We start from the raw sequence: 22,358 nt of genomic DNA on the forward strand, positions 1-22,358 counted from the left end.
GCTCAGACCTCCCCGTCCATATTCAGCTCTTTAATCTTGCGCGTCAGGGTGTTGCGGCCCCATCCCAGCAGCTTGGCGGCATCCTGGCGCCGGCCGCCGGAATGCATCAGGGCGCATTTGATGACGATGCGTTCGAAGGCGGGCATGGCGGTGTCGAGCAGGTCGGTGGCGCCGCCGACGAGGAATTGCTCGCTCCAGCGTTTCAGCGCCGATTCCCAATCGTTGGTGTTGGATTCCACGCCCTGGGGCGTTTTCAGCTCCGGCGGCAGGTCGTCCATGTGCACTTCGCGTCCCGAGGCCATTACCGTCAGCCAGCGGCAGATATTCTCCAGCTGACGCACATTGCCGGGCCATTCCAGACGGCTCATGTATTCCGCCACCTCGGGGCGCAGGGTCTTGGGTTCGACGTCGAGCTCCTCGGCGGCGGCGGCGAGGAAGTACTTGAGCAGCAGCGGGATGTCCTCGCGCCGCTCGCGCAGGGCCGGGATGTGGATGCGGATGACATTGAGACGATGGAACAGGTCTTCGCGGAACAGCCCCTTTTCCACCCGGGTCTCCAGGTTCTGATGGGTGGCGGCGATGATGCGCACGTCCACCTTGATGGGGGTGTGGCCGCCGACACGGTAGAACTCGCCGTCGGCCAGCACGCGCAGCAGGCGGGTCTGCAGTTCGGCCGGCATGTCGCCGATCTCGTCCAGGAACAGGGTGCCGCCGTCGGCCTGTTCAAAGCGTCCGCGACGGCTGCTCTGGGCGCCGGTGAAGGCGCCGCGCTCGTGGCCGAACAGCTCGGACTCCAGCAGGTCGCGCGGGATGGCGGCGGTATTCAGGGCGATGAAGGGCTTCTCGGCGCGCGGACTGTGACGGTGCAGGGCCTGGGCCACCAGCTCCTTGCCGGTGCCCGATTCGCCATTGATGAGCACGGTGATGTTGGAGCGCGACAGCCGGCCGATGGCGCGAAATACCTCCTGCATGGCCGGCGCTTCGCCGATGATCTCGGGCATTTCCTCTGTCTGGGCCGCCGTTCGGGCCTCCTTGGCCTGGCGCCGGTGGTCGATGGCGCGCCGCACCAGGTCCACCGCCTCGTCCGTGTCGAAGGGCTTGGGCATGTATTCGAAAGCGCCGCCCTGATAGGCCGAGACGGCGCTGTCCAGGTCGGAGTGGGCCGTCATGATGATCACCGGCAGCTCGGGCTGCTCGCTGTGGATGCGGTCCAGCAGGGTGAGGCCGTCGGTGCCCGGCATGCGGATGTCGGAGATGATGACGTCGGGCGCTTGCTTGGCCAGCTGCTCGATGACATTCAGGCCGTTCTCAAAAGCGGTGACGTCCATGTCCGCCTTCTCCAGGGCCTTCTCCAGCACCCAGCGGATGGAACGGTCGTCATCGATGACCCAGACGCGGGTCCTGCTTTCCTTCATGCCTTCTCCAGCGGAAGTAAAATCGTGAAAATCGTTTCGCCTGGTCGACTGCTGCATTCGATCAGTCCTCCGTGTTGATTGATAAGTGCCTGGGCGATGGGGAGTCCCAGGCCTGTCCCGTCGGCCCGTCCTGTGACCATGGGGTAAAACATCCTGTCCAGCATGTCTGCCTCGATGCCCGGGCCGTCGTCGATTACCTCGATGCAGGCGGCCAGCTTATGACGCTTCTGCCCCAGAGTGATCTGGCGTTGGATGCGTGAGCGCAACACGATCGTGCCTTGGTCCTTGAGCGCCTGCACGGCGTTGCGGGTCAGATTCAGTACCGCCTGGATGAGCTGGTCCGGATCGGCGTAGACGTTGGGCACGCTGGGGTCGTAATCGCGCTGAATCTCGATGCCGGCCGGCAATTCGGTCTTCACCAGTTGCCGCACCCGTTCCAGCAGCTCATGAATGTTGGTGCTTTGCTTGTGCGGCAGGGTGTTGGGGCCGAGCATGCGGTTCATCAGGTTCTGCAGCCGGTCGGCCTCCTGGATGATGATGGCGGTATATTCCTTAAGCTGGTCATCATCGAGTTCGGCCTGCAGCAGTTGGGCGGCGCCGCGCAGACCGCCCAAGGGGTTTTTGATCTCATGGGCCAGGCCGCGGATGACGTCGCGGGTGGCGTTGTGCTGAGCCAGTAGGTGCTCCTCGCGGGCGATGCGCAGCTGGCGGTCGACCTGGGCCAGTTCCACCAGCAGCTTGGCATCGGCGCTGTCTTCGGCGAGTGGGGTGACGGTGCAGTCGGCGGTGATATGGCGATTATTGGGCAGGGAGAACGCCAGTTCGCGCTCGGTGAAGGGGTGATTGCTGTGCAGTGCCTGCTCCACGTTGCTGATGAATTTGCAGGAGTCGGCGAACAATGCGGCGAGGCCGATGCCTTCGGCCCGGTGCAGGCTGAGGGCGAACAGCATCTCACCGGCCGGGTTCAGGTAATTCAGCCGCAGCTGCCGATCAAACACCAGGAGGGCGGTATTGGCGTTGTCCAATATGCGCTTAAACAGGGCGTTCTGTTGAATCAAGTCTTGGGTCATATAGCTGCTTTAGCAATCTCCGAGCCAAGTTGCACTGTTTTTGGGAGTTGATATTAAAAACAAACAATAACAACTGCTTGTCAAATACCCTGTGATGCGGAGCGGCGATTTGAGCCCCTTTGCGGAGACACAAAGTCCGCTTGCGTGCACTGAGTATAGACTGTTTGCACCAAAATAGTGCGGGTCGTCGTACAGCAAAAAAAACCCCCGCTGTGGCGGGGGCTGGCGTTGCATTGACTGCCCTATTTATAGGCTGTAGTACATGTCGAACTCAACCGGGTGCGTGGTCATACGCAGACGGGTGACCTCATCCATCTTCAGGGCGATGTAACCATCCAGCATATCGTCGGTGAAGACGCCGCCGGCGGTCAGGAAACCGCGATCCGCGTCCAGAGCCTCCAGGGCCTGATCCAGGGAGGAGCATACCGTGGGGATGTCCTTCAGTTCTTCCGGGGGCAGGTCGTAGAGGTTCTTGTCCATGGCGTCGCCCGGGTGCACCTTGTTCTGGATGCCGTCCAGACCGGCCAACATCATGGCCGAGAAGGCCAGATAGGGGTTGGCGGTCGGGTCGGGGAAGCGCACCTCGATGCGACGGCCTTTTGGATTGGCGACGAAGGGAATGCGAATCGATGCTGAGCGGTTGCGGGCCGAGTAGGCCAGCAGCACCGGGGCTTCGAAGCCGGGTACCAAACGCTTGTACGAGTTGGTCGAGGCGTTGGTCAGGGCGTTCAGGGCGCGGGCGTGCTTGATGATGCCGCCGATGTAGTAGAGCGCGGTTTCGGACAGGCCGCCGTATTGGTTGCCGTTGAACAGGTTCTCGCCGTCTTTGGCCAGGGACTGATGCACATGCATACCGGAGCCGTTGTCGCCGACCAGGGGCTTGGGCATGAAGGTGGCCGTCTTGCCGTAGGCGTGGGCGACATTCTGGATGACATATTTCATGATCTGGTTTTGGTCGGCACGCTTGACCAGGGTGTTGAACTTGGTGCCGATTTCACACTGACCGGCGGTGGCCACCTCGTGGTGGTGAACCTCGACCTCAACGCCCATTTCCTCCAGGGCCAGGCACATGGCGGAGCGCATGTCGTGCAGGCTGTCCACCGGCGGCACCGGGAAGTAACCGCCTTTGAGCGTGGGGCGGTGGCCCATGTTGCCGCCTTCGTAGACGCGCTCGGAGTTCCATTCCGCCTCTTCGGAGTCGATCTTGACGAAGGAGCCGCTGATGTCGGCGCCCCAGCGGACGTCGTCGAGGACGAAAAACTCAGGTTCCGGGCCGAAGAAGGCGGTATCGGCGATGCCGGTGGACTTTAAATAGGCCTCGGCGCGCTTGGCGACGGAGCGGGGGTCGCGCTCGTAGCCCTGCATGGTGTTGGGCTCGAGGATGTCACAGCGCAGGATCAGGGTGCTTTCGTCGGAGAAGGGGTCAAGCACGGCGGTGTCGGGATCGGGCATCAGCACCATGTCGGAGGCTTCGATACCTTTCCAGCCGGCAATGGACGAGCCGTCGAACATTTTGCCGTCTTTGAAATCATCTTCGCTGATGACCTTGGCGGGGACGGAAACATGCTGTTCCTTGCCGCGGGTGTCGGTAAAACGGAAGTCAACGAATTTAACGTCGTTTTCTTTGATAGTATTAAGCACTTCGGCTGACATTGCTTTCTTCTCCCTCCGGAAATATTCCGTAGTTGCAAGTTAAAAGGTTGGTCGCCCGGTCGTTACGGGTCGCCCCTGAATTTTCTTCAGTCCGGGTGCATTCTGCACGAAACATGCCACCTGACTGCCCCAAAAAAATCCAAACACTGACAAGGAATTAGTTGTAACTGATGGATAGTGGTTGCCCCAAAACAGTGCGCCCAAGCAATGGGGTGCACTGTTTTGGCGCGATAGTCGGGTCACGCGCCGATTTCCAGGGTGATAACAATGAGTTTGCCGTCTTCTCTGGTTTTATTACTGAGCACGGTATGCCCGTTTATGCGGCACCAGGCGGGAATATCATGCATCGCCCCAGGGTCCGTGCACAGTACCTCCAACACATCGCCGGGTGCAAGTTTTTTCGCCTGGTTCTGGGTGCGGATGACGGGGATGGGGCAGAGCTGGCCCTTGACGTCCAGTGTGTGGGCGCTCATATGTACCAATCCTTGGGAAATTCGGTCTCACTTAAGGGGGCGACGGCATAGGGTTGCTCGCGGCCGTCGGGGGTGACGTAGTGCACCACCACTTCGGGCGCGTGCTTGCCCTGGCCGAAGCGGGCGGTGATGCGGCCGGCCAGTTCGATATCGTCTTGGTTGAGTTCGCCGTCGGCCAGCACCAGGGGGCCGGGATGGCTTTTGCAGTAGAAGTAGGGGAAGCGCTTTTTATAGCCTTCCATGAAGCGATTTTCCCCCTCCTCGCGGCCGACGATCAGCTTGAAGTGGGGGCGCGGGCGGATGTGGCGTCCGACCTTGAGCAGCATGACATCGTCGAATTCATACTCTTTGCTGCCGCGTACCTGCCACAGGTCCACCAGCTTTTTGGAATAGCTTTCATCGGTGAGAAAACAGCACCCGCCGGCGGGTTGGGCGTAGTCGTCGAAGCCGAACTGCTGGGCCAGGGCCATTTGCGGTTTGCGGCTGCGGCCGCTGAAGCCGTGGAGCCGTTCGCGGTCGATCCAACCCTTTTGCTCGGGGATGGTGGCGGGCAGATTTTGGGCGCTCAAGGGGCGCACCAGCAGGCCGCCGGCGCCGGAGTCGCGCGCCACCACCGGCATGGTGTCCTTGCGCTGCGACATGGGGCGCTGGCCCACCACCTCGCCGGTGATGATGAAGTCGAAATTGTTCTCCTCGATCCATTGCAGCGCCTTGCGCACCATGAAGGTCTTGCAGTCCAGACAGGGATTGAGGTTGGCGCCATAACCGTGCTTGGGATTGATCAGCACGTCTTTGTATTCCTCGATGACGTCAATGATATGTAGCTTGACGCCCAACTGCTCCGCCACCCACAGGGCGTTGTTGCGCTTCTGTTTCTTCTGGTCCTGTTTGCGGATCGCGTGGGTATGACCCTCGACGCAAAAGCCGGTGAAGAAGTTGATGCCCTCCACATGGACGCCCTGTTCCTGCATGACGCGTACCGCCAGCATGGAATCCAGACCGCCGGAGATGAGGGCCGCCGCTTTGACTTGTTTAGACATGAGGATTGAAAACGACCGAGCTGAAAAAGGCCGCCAAATATACCAAATTTGGCGGCCTAATTTAAGTCAGGGTTGGCAGGGTTAGTGGCTGGTGTCGGCGCCGTCGATCCAGTCGCGCTTAATCATGTGGCCGCCCGAACTGCCGTCCTTGACGCGTTCTAAGGCATGCTGGCTGCCGGTTTCTTCCCACAATTCGAAGGCATCGAGCAGGTCGATGTGCTGCGATTGATCGTTTAATTCGCGCATGGCGTGCAGTACATCCATCATGGGGATGAAGTCCGCCGCCAGCTGACCGTAGAAACCGTGAATCTTATCATGTAATTGCTGGTAGGCACTGCGGCCCATGTTAACGAAATAGCCGATGCTGACCAGGCGTCGCTTGGCATTTTGCGGAAATAGCCCCGACACCAGCAGACATTTATCGCCCACGTCACGCAACTGCGCGTGTTGCTGTTGGCCGGCTTTCTGAGCGCTGTCGAGAAACTCCAAGGCCATGACGCTGCTGACCAATTCCGGTCGCTGGGTAAAGCGCATCAGGGTCAGCACCAGGTAGCTTTCCAGGGTTTCGTCGAGTTGGCGGTTGGCCGCCGCTTCGGCGTCGCTGACCAAGGCCTGCCACAGTGCCGTGCTGGTGGGTTCCAATACCAAGCTTGTCATAGGCTATCCCTCATTCCGCAAACACAGTTCCATACTATGGATATCGGTGCTTGGCGACAAGCGCTTGAGTGTGAGAGTTTGATATGCCGGCTGCGGCTTAAGGATGGCGGGCGGCTGCCGTCAAGATGAAAGGGTTGCTTAATTGACTATGGACGCATGTGTATGGGGACTGGATTTGCCGGATGTTGTGACATAAATCGCCATGCCCGGGCCGCGAGCGTCGCGCCCGTGCGCGCGGGTCTGGCGGCATTGCTGCTCTTGTGTGCGGCTCCCGCCGTCGCCGAGACGGCGCTTGCCGTCGCCCTCGAGGGTGGTTACCGTTTCGATGCGCTGGACTGGAATATCGCCGGCTGGAATACCGACTCGGGGAATCCCGATCAGCAGCGCTCTGGCGAGTACGTCAATGTGTTATCGGAGCTGAGCTGGAGTGATGTGCAGATCGCCCAGGTCGGTCTGTCCTTCGAGGCCCGCGATGGGCGCCTGTACCTGCGTGGGCAGGCCTTTTACGGCGAGGTGCTGGACGGTGACAACCGCGATTCCGATTACGATTACGACAATCGTCAGGGTGAGTTCTCGCGCTCCGATAACGGCGTGTTCGGTGATACCTTGGACGCCGGTATCAGTCTCGGTTATCGCTACGATGTCGCCTGGGGCGACGCCTCTCCCATCCACATCATGCCAGTGGTGGGTGCCGCCATTCATCAACAGAATTTCGGCATGAACGACGGTTACCAAACGCTTTATGTGCCCTATGCCGAGCGGCTCGGTCATCCTCAGGCCGGGGTACCCGACACCAGCGTCGTGGGACCGGACCTGCTGGCCGGCCTGAACAGCAGCTACGATACTGAATGGACCACCGGCTGGGTGGGTCTGGATATCTGGCGGACGCTGACGCCCCGGCTGAGTCTGCGGCTGAATGCGCAATTCCACACCGGTGACTACGCCGCCGTGGCCAATTGGAATCTGCGCCAGGACTTGGCGCATCCGGTCAGTTTCGCCCATTGGGCCGATGGTCAGGGTCTGGTGCTCGGCGTGGGGGGGGAATACGCATTGAGTCCGGCGCTGCTGCTCAAGTTCGGCGTCAATTACGGCAAATGGGACACCGACCCCGGCATCGACCGGGTGTATTTCAGTGACGGCAGTCGCGTGGAGACCCCCTTGAACCAGGTCAACTGGGAATCGCTGGCCTTTAACCTGGGGCTGGCGCTGCGGCTCTAGCCGCCCTTACATTCTTAACTCGGCAACCGGTATACTTCCCGTTTTTCTCGCGGGAACAACAGGCAGTTATGTTGAATCAGGAACCCCGGCCGGCCGGCGCCGATTACGATCTCTCCACCTTTCAGGGCATGATCCTCGCCCTGCAAAGCTATTGGGCCGAACACGGCTGCATCGTGCTGCAACCCTACGACATGGAAGTGGGTGCCGGTACCTTTCACACCGCCACCTTCCTGCGCGCCATCGGCCCCGAGCCGTGGCGCGCCGCCTACGTGCAGCCCTCGCGCCGCCCCACCGACGGCCGCTACGGCGAGAACCCCAACCGCCTGCAGCACTACTATCAGTTTCAGGTGGTGCTCAAACCCTCACCGTTGGCGATTCAGGAGCTTTATCTCGGCTCGCTCGAGCTGCTCGGTTTCGATCCGCTGGTGCACGACATCCGCTTCGTCGAGGATAACTGGGAGTCGCCCACCCTGGGCGCCTGGGGCCTGGGCTGGGAGGTGTGGCTCAATGGCATGGAGGTGACCCAGTTCACCTACTTTCAGCAGGTCGGCGGGCTGGACTGCAAACCGGTCACCGGCGAGATCACCTACGGCCTGGAACGCCTGGCCATGTACATGCAGGGGGTGGACAGCGTCTACGACCTGGTCTGGACCCGCGGCCCGGATGGTGATGTGAGTTACGGCGACGTGTTTCACCAGAACGAGGTGGAGCAGTCGGCCTACAATTTCGAACACGCCGAAGTGGCGCCCCTGTTCGACTGGTTCGACAACTGCGAACGCGAAAGCAACAAACTCATCGCGCTGGGTCTGCCCCTGCCCGCCTATGAACAGATGCTCAAGGCCTCCCATACCTTCAATCTGCTCGACGCCCGCCACGCCATCTCCGTGACTGAGCGGGCCCGCTTCATCGGCCGGGTGCGCGCCCTGTCGCGTGCCGTGGCCGAGGCCTACTACCACAAACGCGAAGAGTTGGGCTTTCCTATGTTGAGGCAGGGGCTGAAACAGGGAGGGCAGGGCTGATGGAACGCAAGGATTTTCTGGTCGAACTGGGTACCGAAGAGCTGCCGCCCAAGGCACTCAAAAAACTCGCCGACGCCTTCACTGCCGGCATTGTCGAAGGCTTGCAGAATGAACACCTGAGCCACTCCGCCGTGCACAGCTACGCCGCGCCACGGCGTCTTGCGGTATGGGTCGAGGCCCTGCAAACCGCCCAGCCCGACAAACAGCTTGAACGGCGCGGTCCTGCCGTGCAGGCCGCCTTCGACGACAACGGCCTGCCCACCAAGGCGGCCCAAGGTTTCGCCCGTTCCTGCGGCGTGCAAGTGGAAGAGTTGGAAACCCTGGAGACCGACAAGGGCAGCTGGCTGGTGCATCGCGGTTTCGAACAGGGCAAGGGCGCCCGGGAGTTGTTGCCCGCCATCGTGCAGCACGCGCTGGATAAACTGCCCATCCCCAAACGCATGCGTTGGGGCGATCTCAGCGCCGAGTTCGTGCGCCCGGTGCACTGGCTGGTGCTGTTGTTGGGTGAAGAGGTGATCGACACCGAGATCCTGGCGGTTGAATCGGGCCGTGAGACCCGCGGCCACCGTTTTCATCACCCGCATGCCATCAGCATTAACCAGCCCTCCGAATACGCCCCGTTGCTGGAGACCGAAGGGCGCGTCGTCGCCGATTTCGAGCAACGCCGCGAGGCGATCCGCGGCCAGGTGCAGGAGGCGGCCGTGCGCTTGGGCGGCAAGGCGGTGATCGACGCCTCATTGCTGGATGAAGTGACTGGCATGGTGGAGTGGCCCGTGGCCGTGGCCGGTTCATTCGACCGGCGTTTTCTCGATGTCCCCGCCGAGGCCTTGATCTCGGCCATGAAGGGCCACCAGAAGTATTTCCACGTGGTCGACGCCGATGACACACTGATGCCCAATTTCATCACCGTCAGCAACATCGACAGCAAGGACATCAGCGCCGTGCGCGACGGCAACGAGCGCGTCATCCGGCCGCGCCTGGCCGACGCCGAATTCTTCTGGCATCAGGATCGCAAGCAGTCACTGGCCGGGTATCGTGATGCGCTGAAGCACGTGGTGTTCCAGAAACAGCTCGGCACCCTGTTCCACAAATCGGAACGCATCGCCGGACTGGCCGGTGCTATTGCCGAACAGTTGGGCGCCCAACGCAGTGAGGCGGAACGCGCCGGGCAGTTGGCCAAGTGCGATCTCATGTCCGAGATGGTGGGTGAATTCCCCGAACTGCAGGGCACCATGGGGCGTTACTACGCCGCCCATGACGGCGAGCCTGCCGAGGTGGTCGCCGCCATGGACGAGCAATACATGCCGCGCTTCGCCGGCGACCGATTACCCGCCAATCCGGTCGGTCAGGCGGTCGCCATCGCCGATAAGCTCGATACCCTGGTGGGCATCTTCGGCATCGGTCAGCCGCCCACCGGTTCGAAAGACCCCTTCGCCCTGCGCCGTGCCGCTCTGGGGGTGTTGCGTACCCTCATCGAACAGAGGTTGGAGCTGGATCTGACCAACCTCATCGACGAGAGCATCGCCCACTATAAAACCGGCGGTAATGCGTTCGACGCCAAGCTCGACGGCCAGGTGTTCGACTTCATGATGGAGCGCCTGCGCGTCTACTACAGCGACATCGGTATTTCAGTGGATGTGTTCGAAGCGGTGCTGGCGGTACGGCCCACGCGGCCCTATGATTTCGATCAGCGCGTGCGCGCGGTCAACGCCTTTCGTGAACTGGCCGAGGCCGAGTCGCTGGCGGCGGCCAACAAGCGTGCCTCCAACATCCTGCGTCAGGCCCGGGAGAAGGGTGAGACGTTCAGCGATCAGGTCGATAGCACCCTGCTGCAAGAGCAAGAGGAGCAAGTGCTGGCCGAGCGTATCGTCAAGGTCGGCGCGGCGGTGAAACCGGAGCTGGAAAAGTTCGACTACAGCACCGCCCTGCAGCAGATGGCCGAGCTGCGCCAACCGGTGGACGCCTTCTTCGATGAGGTGATGGTGATGGCCGAAGACGAGGGTGTGCGTCGCAATCGCCTGGCGCTGCTCAACAGTCTGCGCGAGTTGTTTTTGCGGGTCGCCGACGTGTCTCAGTTACAAGGATAAATAATGAAACTCATCATCCTCGACCGCGACGGCGTCATCAACGAAGACTCGGACGACTACATCAAATCGGTCGATGAGTGGCGGCCCATCCCCGGCAGCATCGAGGCCATCGCCAAACTCTCCATGAACGACTACCGCGTGCTGGTGGCCACCAATCAGTCCGGCATTGCGCGCGGCCTGTTCGATCTCGATACCCTGGCGCAAATGCACGACAAAATGCATCAACTGGTCGGCGCCGCGGGCGGCAGCGTCGAAGCGGTGTTTTTCTGTCCCCACGGCCCGGACGACGGTTGCGACTGCCGCAAACCCAAGCCCGGCATGTTGCGCGACATCGGCGATCGCTTGCGCGTCGAACTCAACGGTGTGGCTGCGGTGGGGGATTCGCTGCGCGATTTGCAGGCTGCCGAGGCCGTCGGCGCGCGACCCGTGCTGGTGCGCACCGGTAAGGGTCAGCGCACCCTGGATAAGTTGGGGGGTAAGCTGGACTGCGAGGTCTACGCCGACCTGGCCACATTTGTGGACGTGTTGTTGGTGGAAGAGGACTGACCGCGCCATCATGCAGCTGCTACGTTCGACGATCTTTTTTATCACCATGGTGGTATCGGCGATTGTGTTCGCCATACCCGCCGTGCTGCTGTACCCCCTTTCCTTCAGGACCCGTTATCGCTTTATTTCTCAATGGGCGCGCTTCAACATCTGGTGGCTGAAGGTCACCTGCAGACTGACTTACCGTGTCGAGGGCTTGGAGCATCTGCCGCGCGAAGCGGCCATTGTCTACTGCAAGCACGCCTCGACCTGGGAGACCCTGGCCTTGCAGGGTATCCTGCCGCCGCAGACCTGGGTGCTCAAGCGCGAACTGCTGCGGGTACCGTTTTTCGGCTGGGGGCTGGCCATGTTGAAACCGGTGGCCATCGACCGCGCCTCCGGGCGCAAGGCGTTAAAACAGCTGGTGGAGCGGGGTAAGCGCTGTCTCGCCGAAGGGCGTTGGCTGATCGTGTTTCCCGAGGGCACGCGCATGGCGCCGGGCAAGATGCGTCGTTTCGGTCTGGGCGGCGCCATGCTGGCGGAGAAGAGCGGCCATCCGGTGGTGCCCATCGCCCATAATGCCGGCCATTACTGGCCGCGTCACCGTTTCCTCAAAACGCCCGGTGTGATTACCCTCAGGATCGGCCCGGTCATCGACAGTCGAGTGCACAACGCCGCCGAAATCAACGCGCGCGCCGAGCAATGGATGATCGAGGCGATGACCGACATCACCGGCCAGCCGGAAGAGATCGTTGAACGCAAGTAACAACCACTCTTAGCAAAAGGTTGTTAACACTGTTTAACCTTTCGCGGGTTCCATCTGTGTGAACTTGTGAACTATGTTGTTAAGCTGTTGCCCTATTGGGAACGATTTCAAAGAAAGGCCGGCATGGACCAGCTGTTCAACGACCCCCTGTTTCAATCCGCATTCCTGCCCTTTGTCGTGAGTCTGATTGTGGCGCTGATCCTGCGACCCCACGGTTGGGTCTGGGCCGGCCTGTCGGCCGTGGCCGGTTTCGCCGCCACCGCCTATGTGCTCACCGGCTTTGAACTGTTTCCATTACGCAGCGATCGCAAGATCCTGCTGCTGGGCGGCATCGCCGTGGGGCTCGGATTGTTGCTGGACTTATTGCCGTGGCGGCGCGCGGCGCCGGGGTTGCTGTTTGTCGCCGCCGTGGCCGCCGCCTTGTGGCTGGTCTGGCCCCGTTTCCGCTTCATGGACGGCTGGCAGCTCTGGGCCCTGGCCATCGCCGGGCCGGCCTATGTGGCCTGGCTGGTGGTGAGTTGTGAGGCCTTGCGTGACAAGGCCTTGCAGGCCGACAGCGTGGTCTTCGCCCTGTCGTTAGGTACCGGGCTGTCGGCCTTGCTCGGTGCCACCGCTTTGTACGGCCAGCTGGCCTCGGCGATTGCCGCGGCGGTGGGCGCGCGCCTGCTTTTGCAATTCTTGAACAAACCCGTGGCGGCCGGTTCCGTCATGCTGGTGCCCTTGGTGGCGGTGAACGCCTTGCTGGGTCTGGGGGCGGTGGTGTATGCCAAACTGCCCTGGTACAGCCTGTTGCTGTTGGCCTTGATACCGCTGCTGATGCGTGTACCGCTGAGCGCGGCTATGCCGCGCTGGCTGCTGACCATGGTGACTGTATTGATTGCCTGCGTGCCCGCGGCGCTGGCAATATTCCTGACGTGGCGGGAGGCGGGTGCACCGCCGATCTAAATTTTTGTAGGAACTTCAACTCGACAATGAAAGGGGAGTAGCAATGCGTAACGTTTGTTTGGCCGTCGCCATGACGGTGTCCGTGTCAGCCTATGCGGCGGAGGAATACACCATCGATCCGTTTCACACATATCCTAATTTCGAGATCAATCATCTCGGCTTTTCCACCATGCATGGTCGTTTTGGTAAGACTGAAGGTGAATTGATCATCGATTGGGAAAACAATACCGGTGAGGTCGATATCGTGATCGACGCTGCATCCGTGGACACCGGTATGAAGAAGCGTGACGATCATTTGCGATCGCCTGATTTTCTCAATGCCGCGGAATTTCCCGAGATCACTTATGAGTCCACCAATGTCGTTATCAATGACGACAAGACCGCCAAGGTGGAAGGCGAGCTCACCATTATGGGCGTCAGCAAGCCCGTGACCCTGGATGTGAAGAGCATCAATTGCGGCGAGCATCCGATGCAGAAGGGCACCTTTGTCTGCGGCTTCGATGCGGAAGGCAAGATCAAGCGTTCGGATTTCGGTGTCACCTACGCTTTACCGGCGGTGGGCGATGAGATGAAGCTGCATTTCCAGGTCGAGGCCAAGCGCAATTAAGCCGCATTTCTCACCGGGACCGCGGCAGCAGCTGCGGGAACATTCATTGTAAGGCCCCATTTTTGAGGGGGCAAAAAAACGGCGCTGACAGCGCCGTTTTTTTATGGGCGCGCCGCTACAGCGTGAAGCTGAAATCGTCCACCAGCACGCCGGGCAGCTTGGCGCTGCTTTCCGAGCGTCTTTCATAGGTGCCGGTATCGAAAATCTGTTCGCGCTCCCGGGTCAGATCCACCAGTTTTTCTCCAAGGATGCTGAGGACGCTTTCATCGAAACGCATGACGTTCAGCGGTGCCACCGGCACACCGTTTTCTACCCACAGGCAGGCGAAGCGGGTCATGCCGGTGATGCGGCAGTGATTGCGGTCGGAATAATTGCAGTACCACAGGTTGCTGATGTAGACGCCGGTGTCCAGTGCCTTCAGTACTTCGTCTTGAGGTAATTCGCCGCTGTCCATTTCCAGGGTCTGTGGATGTTCTATGCTGCAATTGACGGCGCTGCCGTATTCCTTGGCGCTGCGTGGGTAGGCCAGACATTGAGCGTATTCACCGTTGACGATCAGCGGCACGGTATCGGGCTTGATGAAACCGCTGCGGGTAAAGCGCGGTGTAATGCCGCCGGCATGGTTTTCGGTGAGCGTGACGCGGGCGTCCAGTTTCACGCCTTCGCGCACCATCTTGATCAGCGGCGTGGTGGCGGTGCGGTGGCTCTTGAGCCCGAAGCCGCCCCAGTTGAGCAGGGTCATCAATTCATACAGGGCCTGGGGGGCGAGGAAGACGCGATAGCGTCCGGGTTTGATGGTGATCGGGGGCTTGTCCAGCAGTCCGAGAGTATCACGCGCGAATTCCACCTTGTGCTTCAGGTGGGCCGGGCTCCAGTCGACGCCGGCGTAATTTTGTTTCACCGCCTTGTCGTCCTGCAGGTAGACGCTCCAATCGAAATTGAAATTGAAATTGCTGTGCCAGTTGAATTGGCCCAGGGCGTTGGCGAAGCCGTGGGTGATCTCACCGCCGGCCCACAGGCCCACCAGGTCGAGGTCTGCGGCGCAATCGATGATTTGGTCGATCACCTCATGCGTCGGCGGCAGGCAGTCCCTGCCCGGCTGGTAGGTGTCGTGCCATTCACTGGAATAGTTTAGATAGGGATCCTGCGGCAGTAGCGGCAAACGCCGGCGCAGCGCCTGTAGCGCGCGCTCGGCCTGGTAGACATCACTGCGTAGATCACCGTTGATCTGTATCACGGCACTGGCCTCGCGTTGCGAGTGGATCAAATCCAATTGCAGACTCTGTTGCCGCACATGGCCGGCCTGGCGGATGCGGTTACGGTTGAAACGCACGAAGTCCGATTGCTCGCCGTCGTAGTTGAGCAGCAGCACTTCGCCATCTTTCAGGCTGTTGCATAACTGTTCGCTGAGCTGGCGGAAATGGATTTCCATGTCATGCGCCGCCGAAGATTTCGATATCGTGAAAGACGCAGGCCGGGGAGGCATGTCCCACCTGGATGGCCTGGTTGGGTTCCCCTTTGCCGCAATAGGGCGTGCCCCAGATTTCGAAACTGGCGCCGTTGCCGACAGCGGCCAGGCTGCGCCAGAAGGTGGCGGAAATGCCGCGATAATTGGGGTTGCGCACAATGTCTTTGATTTCGCCGTCCTCAATGAGGCGGCCGAGTTCGCAGCCGAATTGGAACTTGTTGCGGCTGTCGTCGATGGACCAGGACTTGTTGGTCTCCATCAAAACGCCGCGCTCGACGGACGCCACCAGTTTATCAAAACTGTCCTTGCCCGGCTCCAGGTTGAGATTGGCCATGCGGTCGATGGCGGGACGGTTCCAATCACAGGCGCGGGCGTTGGCCACACCGGCCATGCCGCTGCGCGCCTGCGACACGGCGCTGCCCAGGGGGCGTTCCAGGATGCCGTTGCGAATGACATAGCTGCATTCGGCCGGCGTGCCCTCTGCGTCGAAGGCATAACTGCCCACTTCACGCGCCAGGCCCGGGTCGAAGGTGACATTGAGCAGATCGGAGCCGTATTGATAGGTGCCGAACATCTCCGGCGTGACGAAGCTGGTGCCGGCGTAGTTGCGTTCGTCGCCGAGGATGCGGTCCAGCTCCAAGGGATGGCCGATGCTCTCGTGGATCTGCAGCATCATCTGGCTCGGCATCAGCAACAGCGATTGAATGCCTGTCGGGCATTCGGGTGCCTCCACCAGGGCGATGGCCTCTTCCGCGACTTGCCGCGCGGCATCGGGAAAGCCGTAATCGGCCAGCAGTTCCAGCCCGCCCTGAAACGCAGCCCCCCAGCCGCCGCCACTGCGGCTCTGGGTTTGGGCGCCGCGGTTGGCGACGGCGGCGAAGCCGGGGATCAGAAACTCAAATTGTTGTTCGATCTCGATGCCGTCGCTGGTCAGCAGTAGGATGTCACTGTTACGCCGGGTTAAGTGGGCCTGCCAGTCGACGATGCGGTCATCGATCTTGAGGGCGCGATTGATGCTCATCAGGGCAGCCAGTTTGTCATCCAGACCGGTACTGTCCCACGACTGGTTGACCTGCGAGCGATACACGCCGGAGCGCTGCGGTCGCGGAATATCGGCGGCGCTGAACAAGGCGTGACGGGCGTTGGTCTCGGCCCAGTGCAGGGCCTGGTCGATGCTGTGGCGCAACCCGGCCTCGGTGAGCTGGCTGGTGGCGGCATAACCCACGCCGCCGCCATTGACCACGGTGAGATGAATGCCGCGGCTGCGGCTCAGACGCGGTGGCTGGACGATGTTCTCGCGTACATTGAGGCTTTCGCGATCGTCGCTGACCAGGCGCAGGGACCAGAAGTCCACGGCCGGCATGATCTCTTTGAAGAGCTTGATGGCATGTTCGAAATCCATAGGTGATCAGTCCTGGCGCTGCGCGGTTTCCGGAAATAACAGATCGAGATAGCGCTCGGCGGTGGGTTGGGGTTCGTGATTGGCCAGACCGGGACGCTCGTTGGCTTCGATGATGACATACGCCTCGCCTTCCAGTGTCGGCATCAGAAAGTCCAGGCCTACCACCGGGATGTCGATGGCCCGTGCCGCCGCCAGCGCGGCCGCGCGGATGGCCGGGTGGATACGCGCAGTGACGTCGTGGATGGTGGCGCCGGTATGTAGATTATCGGAACGGTGCACCACCAGGGTCTCGCCCTCCGGCAGGACACTATCCATGGCATAACCCGCCTCACTGACGCAGCGGTGCGTCTCGCCGTCCATGGGGATGTGGCTCTCGCCGCCGGTTTCCTGTTCACGGCGATGGCTTTGTGCGTGGATCAATTGCTCGATGCTGTCGCGGCCGTTGCCCGTGACCTGGGGCGGGCGGCGTACCGCGGCGGCCACCACCGCGTTGTTGATGACCACCACGCGCAGGTCATCGCCGGCGACGAATTGTTCCAGCAATACGCGGTCGGCCGTCTGGTGGGCGATATCGATGGCCTCGTCCATGTCCGCTTCGGTACGGATATCCACGCTCACCCCGGCACCCTGTTCACCTCGGATGGGTTTCACCACGATGTGTCGGTGGCGCTCGAGGAAGGCGCGGTTGTCCTCAGCAGCGCCGGCCAGCTGTTGGGCCGGCACCTGCAGTCCCGCCTGCGCCAATAGGCGGCGGGTGACACCCTTGTCATCGCAACGGCTCATGGCGATGGCCGTGGTCAGTTCGCTGAGCGACTCGCGGCACACAATGCGCCGACCGCCGTAACTCAGTTCAACAAAGCTTGCCTGTCGGTCCAGCAACTCTACGTGTATGCCGCGGCGCCGGGCTTCATCGACGATGATTTTGGCGTATGGGTTGAGTGCTTCGAGCGCCCGCTCCGGGGCGGTCGATTCTGGTGCCTGCACATCGTTCATCTATCCACCCTAATGAGTCGTCTGTATCAATCATCTTAGGGCCTGTCGACGCGAATTTCAAAACGGCGGCGATCCACGAGCTGACTGCTGAAGCGGGAATAATGAGTATTCAGTATTCAAAGGCCCTTTAGTGATCGTTGTCGAAACCGAAACGCCCCAGACAGGCGTCGCACATGGTGTGCGTTATGCGCGGCAGGCTTTCCGTGTCGAACAGGTGTAGGTGGGCGATGGCGTTTTCGGTCTCCATCCAGCCCGTGCCACCGGTGTCGATGTTTTTACACCAACTGCACATGCGCAGCATCGCGCCGTGCTCATTGTGAGACGCCGCTGGATCGAGCAGCCTCAGCGGTTCCCGTTGTTCGGTGCGCAGCGTCCGACAGCAGTACTCAATAGCGTCGTTATCCAAGGGCGCGATAATCATTTCCATATACCTGCGCAGCGCCGGGGCATCGCATCTGAAGGGCAGGGTAAGCGTGTGTCCGCTTTGCCGTACCCGTTGCAGCAGGGTTTGATGCAGGTGGCGCGTTTCGGAATCGCGGATAAAGTGCCACAGCACCTGGTTGGTGATGTGGTCTTGCATCAGGTCGCGGGCGTCGTTTTCAATGGCAAAGCGATTCCATTGGCTGTTGAATACCACGAGACGATCGTCGGCATCGATTTGATACACGGTTTCTTTGTGATGTTGATTCATGGGCATGGGCGCATGTGCTTCATGTCAATAGCCCCCGTTTCTCACCATTGTTCGTAGCGAGACGGTTCAGGCAGGATGCTCGCCTCGGTTTGGCATGCGAACCGAACCGGCCCCCGTCCGTTTTCGTCAATCGCGCTGATTGCCCTGTGCCGGAATGCCGCCAGCATGCCTGATCATACCCGCCAGGTGCATCAGATTCCAGCTCATAATCTGGGTGTTGCGCTGCGTAAATGCATTCTCAGGCCCGCCCGAATCCGGATCGCGGTAGGACGGCCCCGGCCCGGCTTCGCCGACCCAGTAGGCATCTGCCTGGGGCGGAATGACAAAACCCAAATGTTGGAGCGAATACAGAATGTTCATGGCGCTGTGCTTGGCGCCGTCCTCATTGCCGGTGATCAGGCAGCCGCCGACGCGGCCGTAATACACCGATTGTCCGGTGTCGTTGGTGTCGGCCGAATTGGCGTAGAGGCGTTCGATGAGCTGGGTGCAGACCGATGATTTTTCCCCAAGCCAGATAGGCGTGGTGAGCACCAGAATATCCACTGCTTTGACCTTTTGGTACAGCTCGGGCCAGGCGTCCTGATCCCAGCCGTGGTTACGCATATCCGGGTAAATGCCGGTGGCGATGGCGTAATCCACCGGGCGCAATATTTCCACCGTGACGCCCTGCTGCGCCATGATGCTGCGTGACAGTTCAACCAGGCCGTCAGTGTGGGACAGTTCGGGCGACCGTTTAAGCGTGCAGTTGAGGAATAAGGCCTTAAGGCCTGAAAATTCAGCAGTACCTGTTGAATCCCGTTGAGATTGGTGGCGTCCATCGCCCATGGCCGTCTTTCCCCGGTTGTGTGTGAAAACGGTATAGTAATTCCCACAGGCGGTCGCAACTCAAGAATGCTCGCCATACATGGCCTTGCTGAGCCCATCCTTATTGAGAAATCTCAATGCAATTTGCGAGGTAAGCGTTAATCATAGCCTAAGTGCCAGCCCAACGGCGCTTGCTTCGTGAGACGATTATTTCATCATTGAAGAGGTCCATTGCATCATGACAAATGATACCCCAATGCCTGCGCGCGCGATTCCACGCATCGGCAGCGTCGCAGTGTTAATGAGTGCCATGATCAGCGCGCATGCCCATGCCGACATCCAATTCCAGTTGTCACCGCGCGCTGTGGGGGGTGGCCATAGCGAGGGGGTGGCCCTGGCCGATCTGAATGGGGATGGCTATATCGACGCCTTTATCGCCCAAGCCAACGCCCCAAATGAGGTCTGGTTCGGTAGCGGAAACGGGCACTTCGATAATTCCAACCAGGCTTTGGGCAACGCCTATAGTCGTGGCGTGGCATTGGCGGACTTTGACGGCGATTCTGACATCGATGCCTTTGTCGCCAACTACGGTTCGCACAGCACGGTTTGGCTCAATGACGGACGCGGAAAATTCAGCAATAGTGGTTTGGAATTGGGTGTGGGCGTCATCAGTTGGGATGTCGACGTCGGTGATGTGGATGGCGACGGCGATGTCGACGCCGTGGTGGCCAATCATGCCGGGAGCAACGACGTTTGGCTGAATGACGGCGCCGGCGGGTTCCAACGCGCCGCGGCTGGCGTGGGTGACAGCGATAGCTGGGATGTCGTCTTGGCCGATCTGGACGGCGACGGCGATCTGGATATTTACGAAGGCAACCATGGCCAGCCCAATTATGTTTGGCGCAATGACGGCAAAGGTGAATTCACTGATACCGGTCTTAGGCTGGGTGAATATTACACCTGGGGGGTAGTGATCGCCGACTTCAATGGCGATGGCTATCCCGACGCCTTCGATGCCAACTGGTCGAATGGTCCCAACCAAGTTTGGTTCAACGACGGCAAGGGCGGGTTTCGCGATAGCACGCTGAAACTCGGCCGTGCCGACAGTGAGGCGGGCGCTGCGGCGGATTTCGATGCTGACGGCGACGTGGACGTATTTGTCGCCAATTCCGCCGCAGACGGGAATCGCCTTTGGTTGAACGATGGTCGCGGACATTTTAGTGACGGCGCCTTGCCGTTGGGGAAGGCCGACAGCAAAGACATCGTCGCCCATGATTTCGATGCTGACGGCGATGCCGATGTGTTGGTGGTCAACGACGGGGAGAATCAGATCTGGCTCAACACTCGCTGAGCGCAGCCCCCCCCTTACAGGGGATGCCCGCGGCCGCCGTGCGGCCTAGTCACGCCCGCAGTGCCTTGTGTTAGGCAAGCGGGCCGGGTCCGGTTCAGCGGGCCCCGGCCCACCTCCCGTCCTTTATTTGTTGATCATCTTGCGCGCCAGTCTGACGCCCAGCAGTGTGAGGGGCAGGCCGTGTAACAGGAGGTCGAAGATGTCCAGGGGCTTGGTCAGTTGCCCCGCGCTCAGCAGCTTCAATTTTTCCCATAGATGCGGCTCGGGGCTGAAGGGTGCCAATGCCAGCAATATGGCCGCCACGGCGAAGGGAAGCAGGGGGATTCCATCCAGCCACTTCAATGCCCTTACTCCGTCTCTGTCACGACGCTGTCGCTGAGCCTGGCGAAGTCATCGAGGCTGAGGGTTTCGGGTCGGGCGCCGGGATCGACGCCGACGCGTGCAATCTGCTCGGCGCTGAGAACGGATTTCAGGCTGTTGCGCAGGGTCTTGCGACGTTGACTGAAGGCTTGGGTGACAAGTTGGGCGAACAGCTTTTTATCACCCACCTGCACCGGGGATTGGGCATGAGGGGTGAGGCGCAGGATGGCGGAATCCACCTTGGGCGCCGGCTGGAAGGCGCTGGCGGCGACGTCGAACAGGTGTTGCGTTTCGCAGTGGTACTGGATCATGACACTGAGGCGGCCGTAATTGTTGTCGCCGGGGCCGGCACAGATACGGTCGACCACCTCTTTTTGCAGCATGCAGTGAATATCCCGGATGCTGTCGATCTGATCTATCAGGTGAAATAACAGCGGTGTGGAGATGTTATAAGGCAGATTGCCGACCACGCGCAGCCTGTGGGCGTCGCCCAGGGTGCGGAAATCGAAGCTCAAGGCATCGGCGCTGTGGATGCAGATGTTCGGTTCAGCGGCGTAGCGTTGTTGCAGACGCGCCACCAGGTCGCGGTCCAATTCCACTACGTGCAAGCGTCCCGCGGCGGCCAATAATTGCTCGGTAAGGGCGCCCAGACCGGGGCCGATCTCGACCAGGGTGTCGTCGGGCTTGGGATTGACCGCGTCGATGATGCGTTGGATGACGCCCGGGTCATGGAGAAAGTTCTGGCCGAAGCGTTTGCGTGCGCGGTGGCCTTGGTGGGCGTTCATGGGCGTGTTTTCCACTGCTTGCTCATCTCGATGGCACTGTTAATGGCGGCGTTAAGACTGCCGTTGTCGGCCTGGCCCGTGCCGGCCAGGTCGAGGGCGGTGCCGTGGTCCACCGAGGTACGGATGATGGGTAGACCCAGGGTGATATTGACGGCGGTGCCGAAGCCTTTGTGTTTCAACACCGGCAGACCTTGATCGTGATACATGGCCAGTACGGCATCGGCGTGATCGAGATATTTGGGTATGAATAGGGTGTCGGCGGGCAGCGGCCCGACGAGGTCCAGACCCTCGTTTCTGAGTCGGTGTAGGGTTGGTTTGACGATCTCCTCGTCTTCGCTGCCGAGATGGCCATCTTCCCCGGCGTGGGGATTAAGGCCGCAGACGTAGATGCGCGGCGCCGTGATGCCGAGTTTATCGCGTAGATCGCGGTGCAGGATGTGAATCACGTCTTCGAGCAGGGCTTGGGTGATGGCATCGCAGACCTGGCGCAGAGGCAAATGGGTGGTGGCCAGGGCCACGCGCAGGCCGGGGGTGGCCAGCATCATCACCACCTGATCGGTGTGAGTCTGCTCGGCGAGAAATTCGGTATGACCGCTGAATTTGATGCCCGCCTCGTTGATAACGCCTTTGTGCAGCGGTGCGGTGACCAGGGCGTGAAAGGTGCCGTCCAGGCAGCCGCGGGTAGCTTGGGTGAGGGTGTCGAGCACGTACGGGGCGTTGGCCGGGTTGAGTTGGCCGCATTGGACCGGTTGCGCCAGTTCAACGGGCAGCACTTTGAGTATGCCGGGTTGCTGCGCTCGGGCCGGTTGGCGGGCGTCGAAGGTTTCGATTTGCAATGGCAGGTTGAGCAGCCGGGCGCGTTCGCTGAGGAGTTCGGGGTCGGCCACGGCGACCAACTCGGCGGCGTGGGGGTGCTGGGCCAGTTGCACGACCAGGTCGGGGCCGATGCCGGCCGGTTCGCCGGGGGTGATGGCTAGGCGGTGAGGCATGTGGGGCGGTATGTGATTTGCGGGTTAGAAATCCCCCCTA

Annotated in this window: 22 protein-coding genes; 8 read left to right on the forward strand and 14 right to left on the reverse strand. The window is 60.7% G+C overall.

The window, feature by feature from the left end:
- Window positions 1–2: 2 nt before the first annotated feature.
- The 6 genes from glnG to Tel_02440 all read right to left on the reverse strand — a co-directional run bounded on the left by glnG (window position 3) and on the right by Tel_02440 (window position 6,308).
- A complete protein-coding gene (glnG, locus tag Tel_02415) occupies window positions 3–1,415 on the reverse strand; it encodes a nitrogen regulation protein NR(I) (protein ALP52085.1) in 1,413 nt (470 codons plus the stop codon).
- On the reverse strand, window positions 1,412–2,485 hold the full coding sequence (locus Tel_02420; GenBank protein ALP52086.1) for a PAS domain-containing sensor histidine kinase: 1,074 nt from the start codon (window positions 2,483–2,485) through the stop codon (window positions 1,412–1,414). The genes glnG and Tel_02420 overlap by 4 nt, the downstream gene beginning before the upstream one ends.
- Window positions 2,486–2,731: 246 nt before the next feature.
- Complete coding sequence (gene glnA, locus Tel_02425; GenBank protein ALP52087.1) at window positions 2,732–4,138, reverse strand: glutamine synthetase; 1,407 nt, start codon at window positions 4,136–4,138, stop codon at window positions 2,732–2,734.
- Between the two features lie 239 nt (window positions 4,139–4,377).
- On the reverse strand, window positions 4,378–4,611 hold the full coding sequence (locus Tel_02430; GenBank protein ALP52088.1) for a hypothetical protein: 234 nt from the start codon (window positions 4,609–4,611) through the stop codon (window positions 4,378–4,380).
- A complete protein-coding gene (locus tag Tel_02435; GenBank protein ID ALP52089.1) occupies window positions 4,608–5,651 on the reverse strand; it encodes a tRNA (5-methylaminomethyl-2-thiouridylate)-methyltransferase in 1,044 nt (347 codons plus the stop codon). Before Tel_02435 ends, Tel_02430 begins: the two co-directional genes overlap by 4 nt.
- Before the next feature lie 81 nt (window positions 5,652–5,732).
- Window positions 5,733–6,308 (reverse strand): hypothetical protein, encoded by a 576-nt coding sequence (locus Tel_02440; protein ALP52090.1) that lies wholly within the window; start codon window positions 6,306–6,308, stop codon window positions 5,733–5,735.
- Window positions 6,309–6,536: 228 nt separating this feature from the next.
- On the opposite strand from Tel_02440, the gene Tel_02445 reads away from it, so the two are divergent.
- From Tel_02445 to Tel_02475, 7 genes are all read left to right on the forward strand, one after another.
- Window positions 6,537–7,526 (forward strand): hypothetical protein, encoded by a 990-nt coding sequence (locus Tel_02445; protein ID ALP52091.1) that lies wholly within the window; start codon window positions 6,537–6,539, stop codon window positions 7,524–7,526.
- Between the two features lie 71 nt (window positions 7,527–7,597).
- Window positions 7,598–8,545, forward strand: a complete 948-nt coding sequence (locus Tel_02450; GenBank protein ID ALP54706.1) for a glycine--tRNA ligase subunit alpha — start codon at window positions 7,598–7,600, stop codon at window positions 8,543–8,545.
- A complete protein-coding gene (locus Tel_02455; protein ALP52092.1) occupies window positions 8,542–10,632 on the forward strand; it encodes a hypothetical protein in 2,091 nt (696 codons plus the stop codon). The genes Tel_02450 and Tel_02455 overlap by 4 nt, the downstream gene beginning before the upstream one ends.
- Window positions 10,633–10,635: 3 nt before the next feature.
- Window positions 10,636–11,178 (forward strand): hypothetical protein, encoded by a 543-nt coding sequence (locus Tel_02460; GenBank protein ID ALP52093.1) that lies wholly within the window; start codon window positions 10,636–10,638, stop codon window positions 11,176–11,178.
- Window positions 11,179–11,188: 10 nt separating this feature from the next.
- The gene (locus Tel_02465; GenBank protein ALP52094.1) at window positions 11,189–11,923 is read left to right on the forward strand and encodes an acyl-phosphate glycerol 3-phosphate acyltransferase; all 735 of its coding nucleotides are present in this window, start codon (window positions 11,189–11,191) and stop codon (window positions 11,921–11,923) included.
- A gap of 123 nt (window positions 11,924–12,046) precedes the next feature.
- Window positions 12,047–12,868, forward strand: coding sequence for a hypothetical protein (locus tag Tel_02470; GenBank protein ID ALP52095.1), 822 nt, complete (start codon window positions 12,047–12,049; stop codon window positions 12,866–12,868).
- A gap of 43 nt (window positions 12,869–12,911) precedes the next feature.
- The gene (locus Tel_02475; protein ALP52096.1) at window positions 12,912–13,475 is read left to right on the forward strand and encodes a hypothetical protein; all 564 of its coding nucleotides are present in this window, start codon (window positions 12,912–12,914) and stop codon (window positions 13,473–13,475) included.
- A gap of 115 nt (window positions 13,476–13,590) precedes the next feature.
- Here the strand turns inward: Tel_02475 and Tel_02480 are convergent, their stop codons facing one another.
- From Tel_02480 to Tel_02500, 5 genes are all read right to left on the reverse strand, one after another.
- The gene (locus Tel_02480; protein ID ALP52097.1) at window positions 13,591–14,907 is read right to left on the reverse strand and encodes a hypothetical protein; all 1,317 of its coding nucleotides are present in this window, start codon (window positions 14,905–14,907) and stop codon (window positions 13,591–13,593) included.
- 1 nt (window position 14,908) lies between these two features.
- Window positions 14,909–16,345 carry a peptidase C69 gene (locus Tel_02485; protein ALP52098.1) on the reverse strand — a complete coding sequence of 479 codons (1,437 nt, stop codon included), beginning with the start codon at window positions 16,343–16,345 and terminating at the stop codon, window positions 14,909–14,911.
- A 6-nt stretch (window positions 16,346–16,351) separates the two neighbouring features.
- Entirely contained in the window at window positions 16,352–17,338 is a 987-nt protein-coding gene (locus Tel_02490; protein ALP52099.1) for a hypothetical protein, read from the reverse strand.
- Window positions 17,339–17,465: 127 nt separating this feature from the next.
- Window positions 17,466–18,029 (reverse strand): hypothetical protein, encoded by a 564-nt coding sequence (locus Tel_02495; protein ALP52100.1) that lies wholly within the window; start codon window positions 18,027–18,029, stop codon window positions 17,466–17,468.
- Window positions 18,030–18,155: 126 nt separating this feature from the next.
- On the reverse strand, window positions 18,156–18,854 hold the full coding sequence (locus Tel_02500; protein ID ALP52101.1) for a flavodoxin: 699 nt from the start codon (window positions 18,852–18,854) through the stop codon (window positions 18,156–18,158).
- 289 nt (window positions 18,855–19,143) lie between these two features.
- Here Tel_02500 and Tel_02505 point away from each other — a divergent pair, with 289 nt between their 5' ends.
- The gene (locus Tel_02505; protein ALP52102.1) at window positions 19,144–20,184 is read left to right on the forward strand and encodes a hypothetical protein; all 1,041 of its coding nucleotides are present in this window, start codon (window positions 19,144–19,146) and stop codon (window positions 20,182–20,184) included.
- Between the two features lie 123 nt (window positions 20,185–20,307).
- Here the strand turns inward: Tel_02505 and Tel_02510 are convergent, their stop codons facing one another.
- Genes Tel_02510 through Tel_02520 form a run of 3 tightly spaced genes read right to left on the reverse strand, consistent with a single transcriptional unit; the run spans window position 20,308 to window position 22,318 of the window.
- Window positions 20,308–20,526, reverse strand: coding sequence for an RND transporter (locus Tel_02510; GenBank protein ID ALP52103.1), 219 nt, complete (start codon window positions 20,524–20,526; stop codon window positions 20,308–20,310).
- Window positions 20,527–20,531: 5 nt separating this feature from the next.
- A complete protein-coding gene (locus tag Tel_02515) occupies window positions 20,532–21,329 on the reverse strand; it encodes an rRNA methyltransferase (GenBank protein ALP52104.1) in 798 nt (265 codons plus the stop codon).
- Complete coding sequence (locus tag Tel_02520) at window positions 21,326–22,318, reverse strand: 4-hydroxythreonine-4-phosphate dehydrogenase (protein ID ALP52105.1); 993 nt, start codon at window positions 22,316–22,318, stop codon at window positions 21,326–21,328. Before Tel_02520 ends, Tel_02515 begins: the two co-directional genes overlap by 4 nt.
- Window positions 22,319–22,358 lie beyond the last annotated feature (40 nt).

The organism is Candidatus Tenderia electrophaga (assembly GCA_001447805.1).
In the GTDB taxonomy this organism is placed as follows: Bacteria; Pseudomonadota; Gammaproteobacteria; order Tenderiales; family Tenderiaceae; genus Tenderia; species Tenderia electrophaga.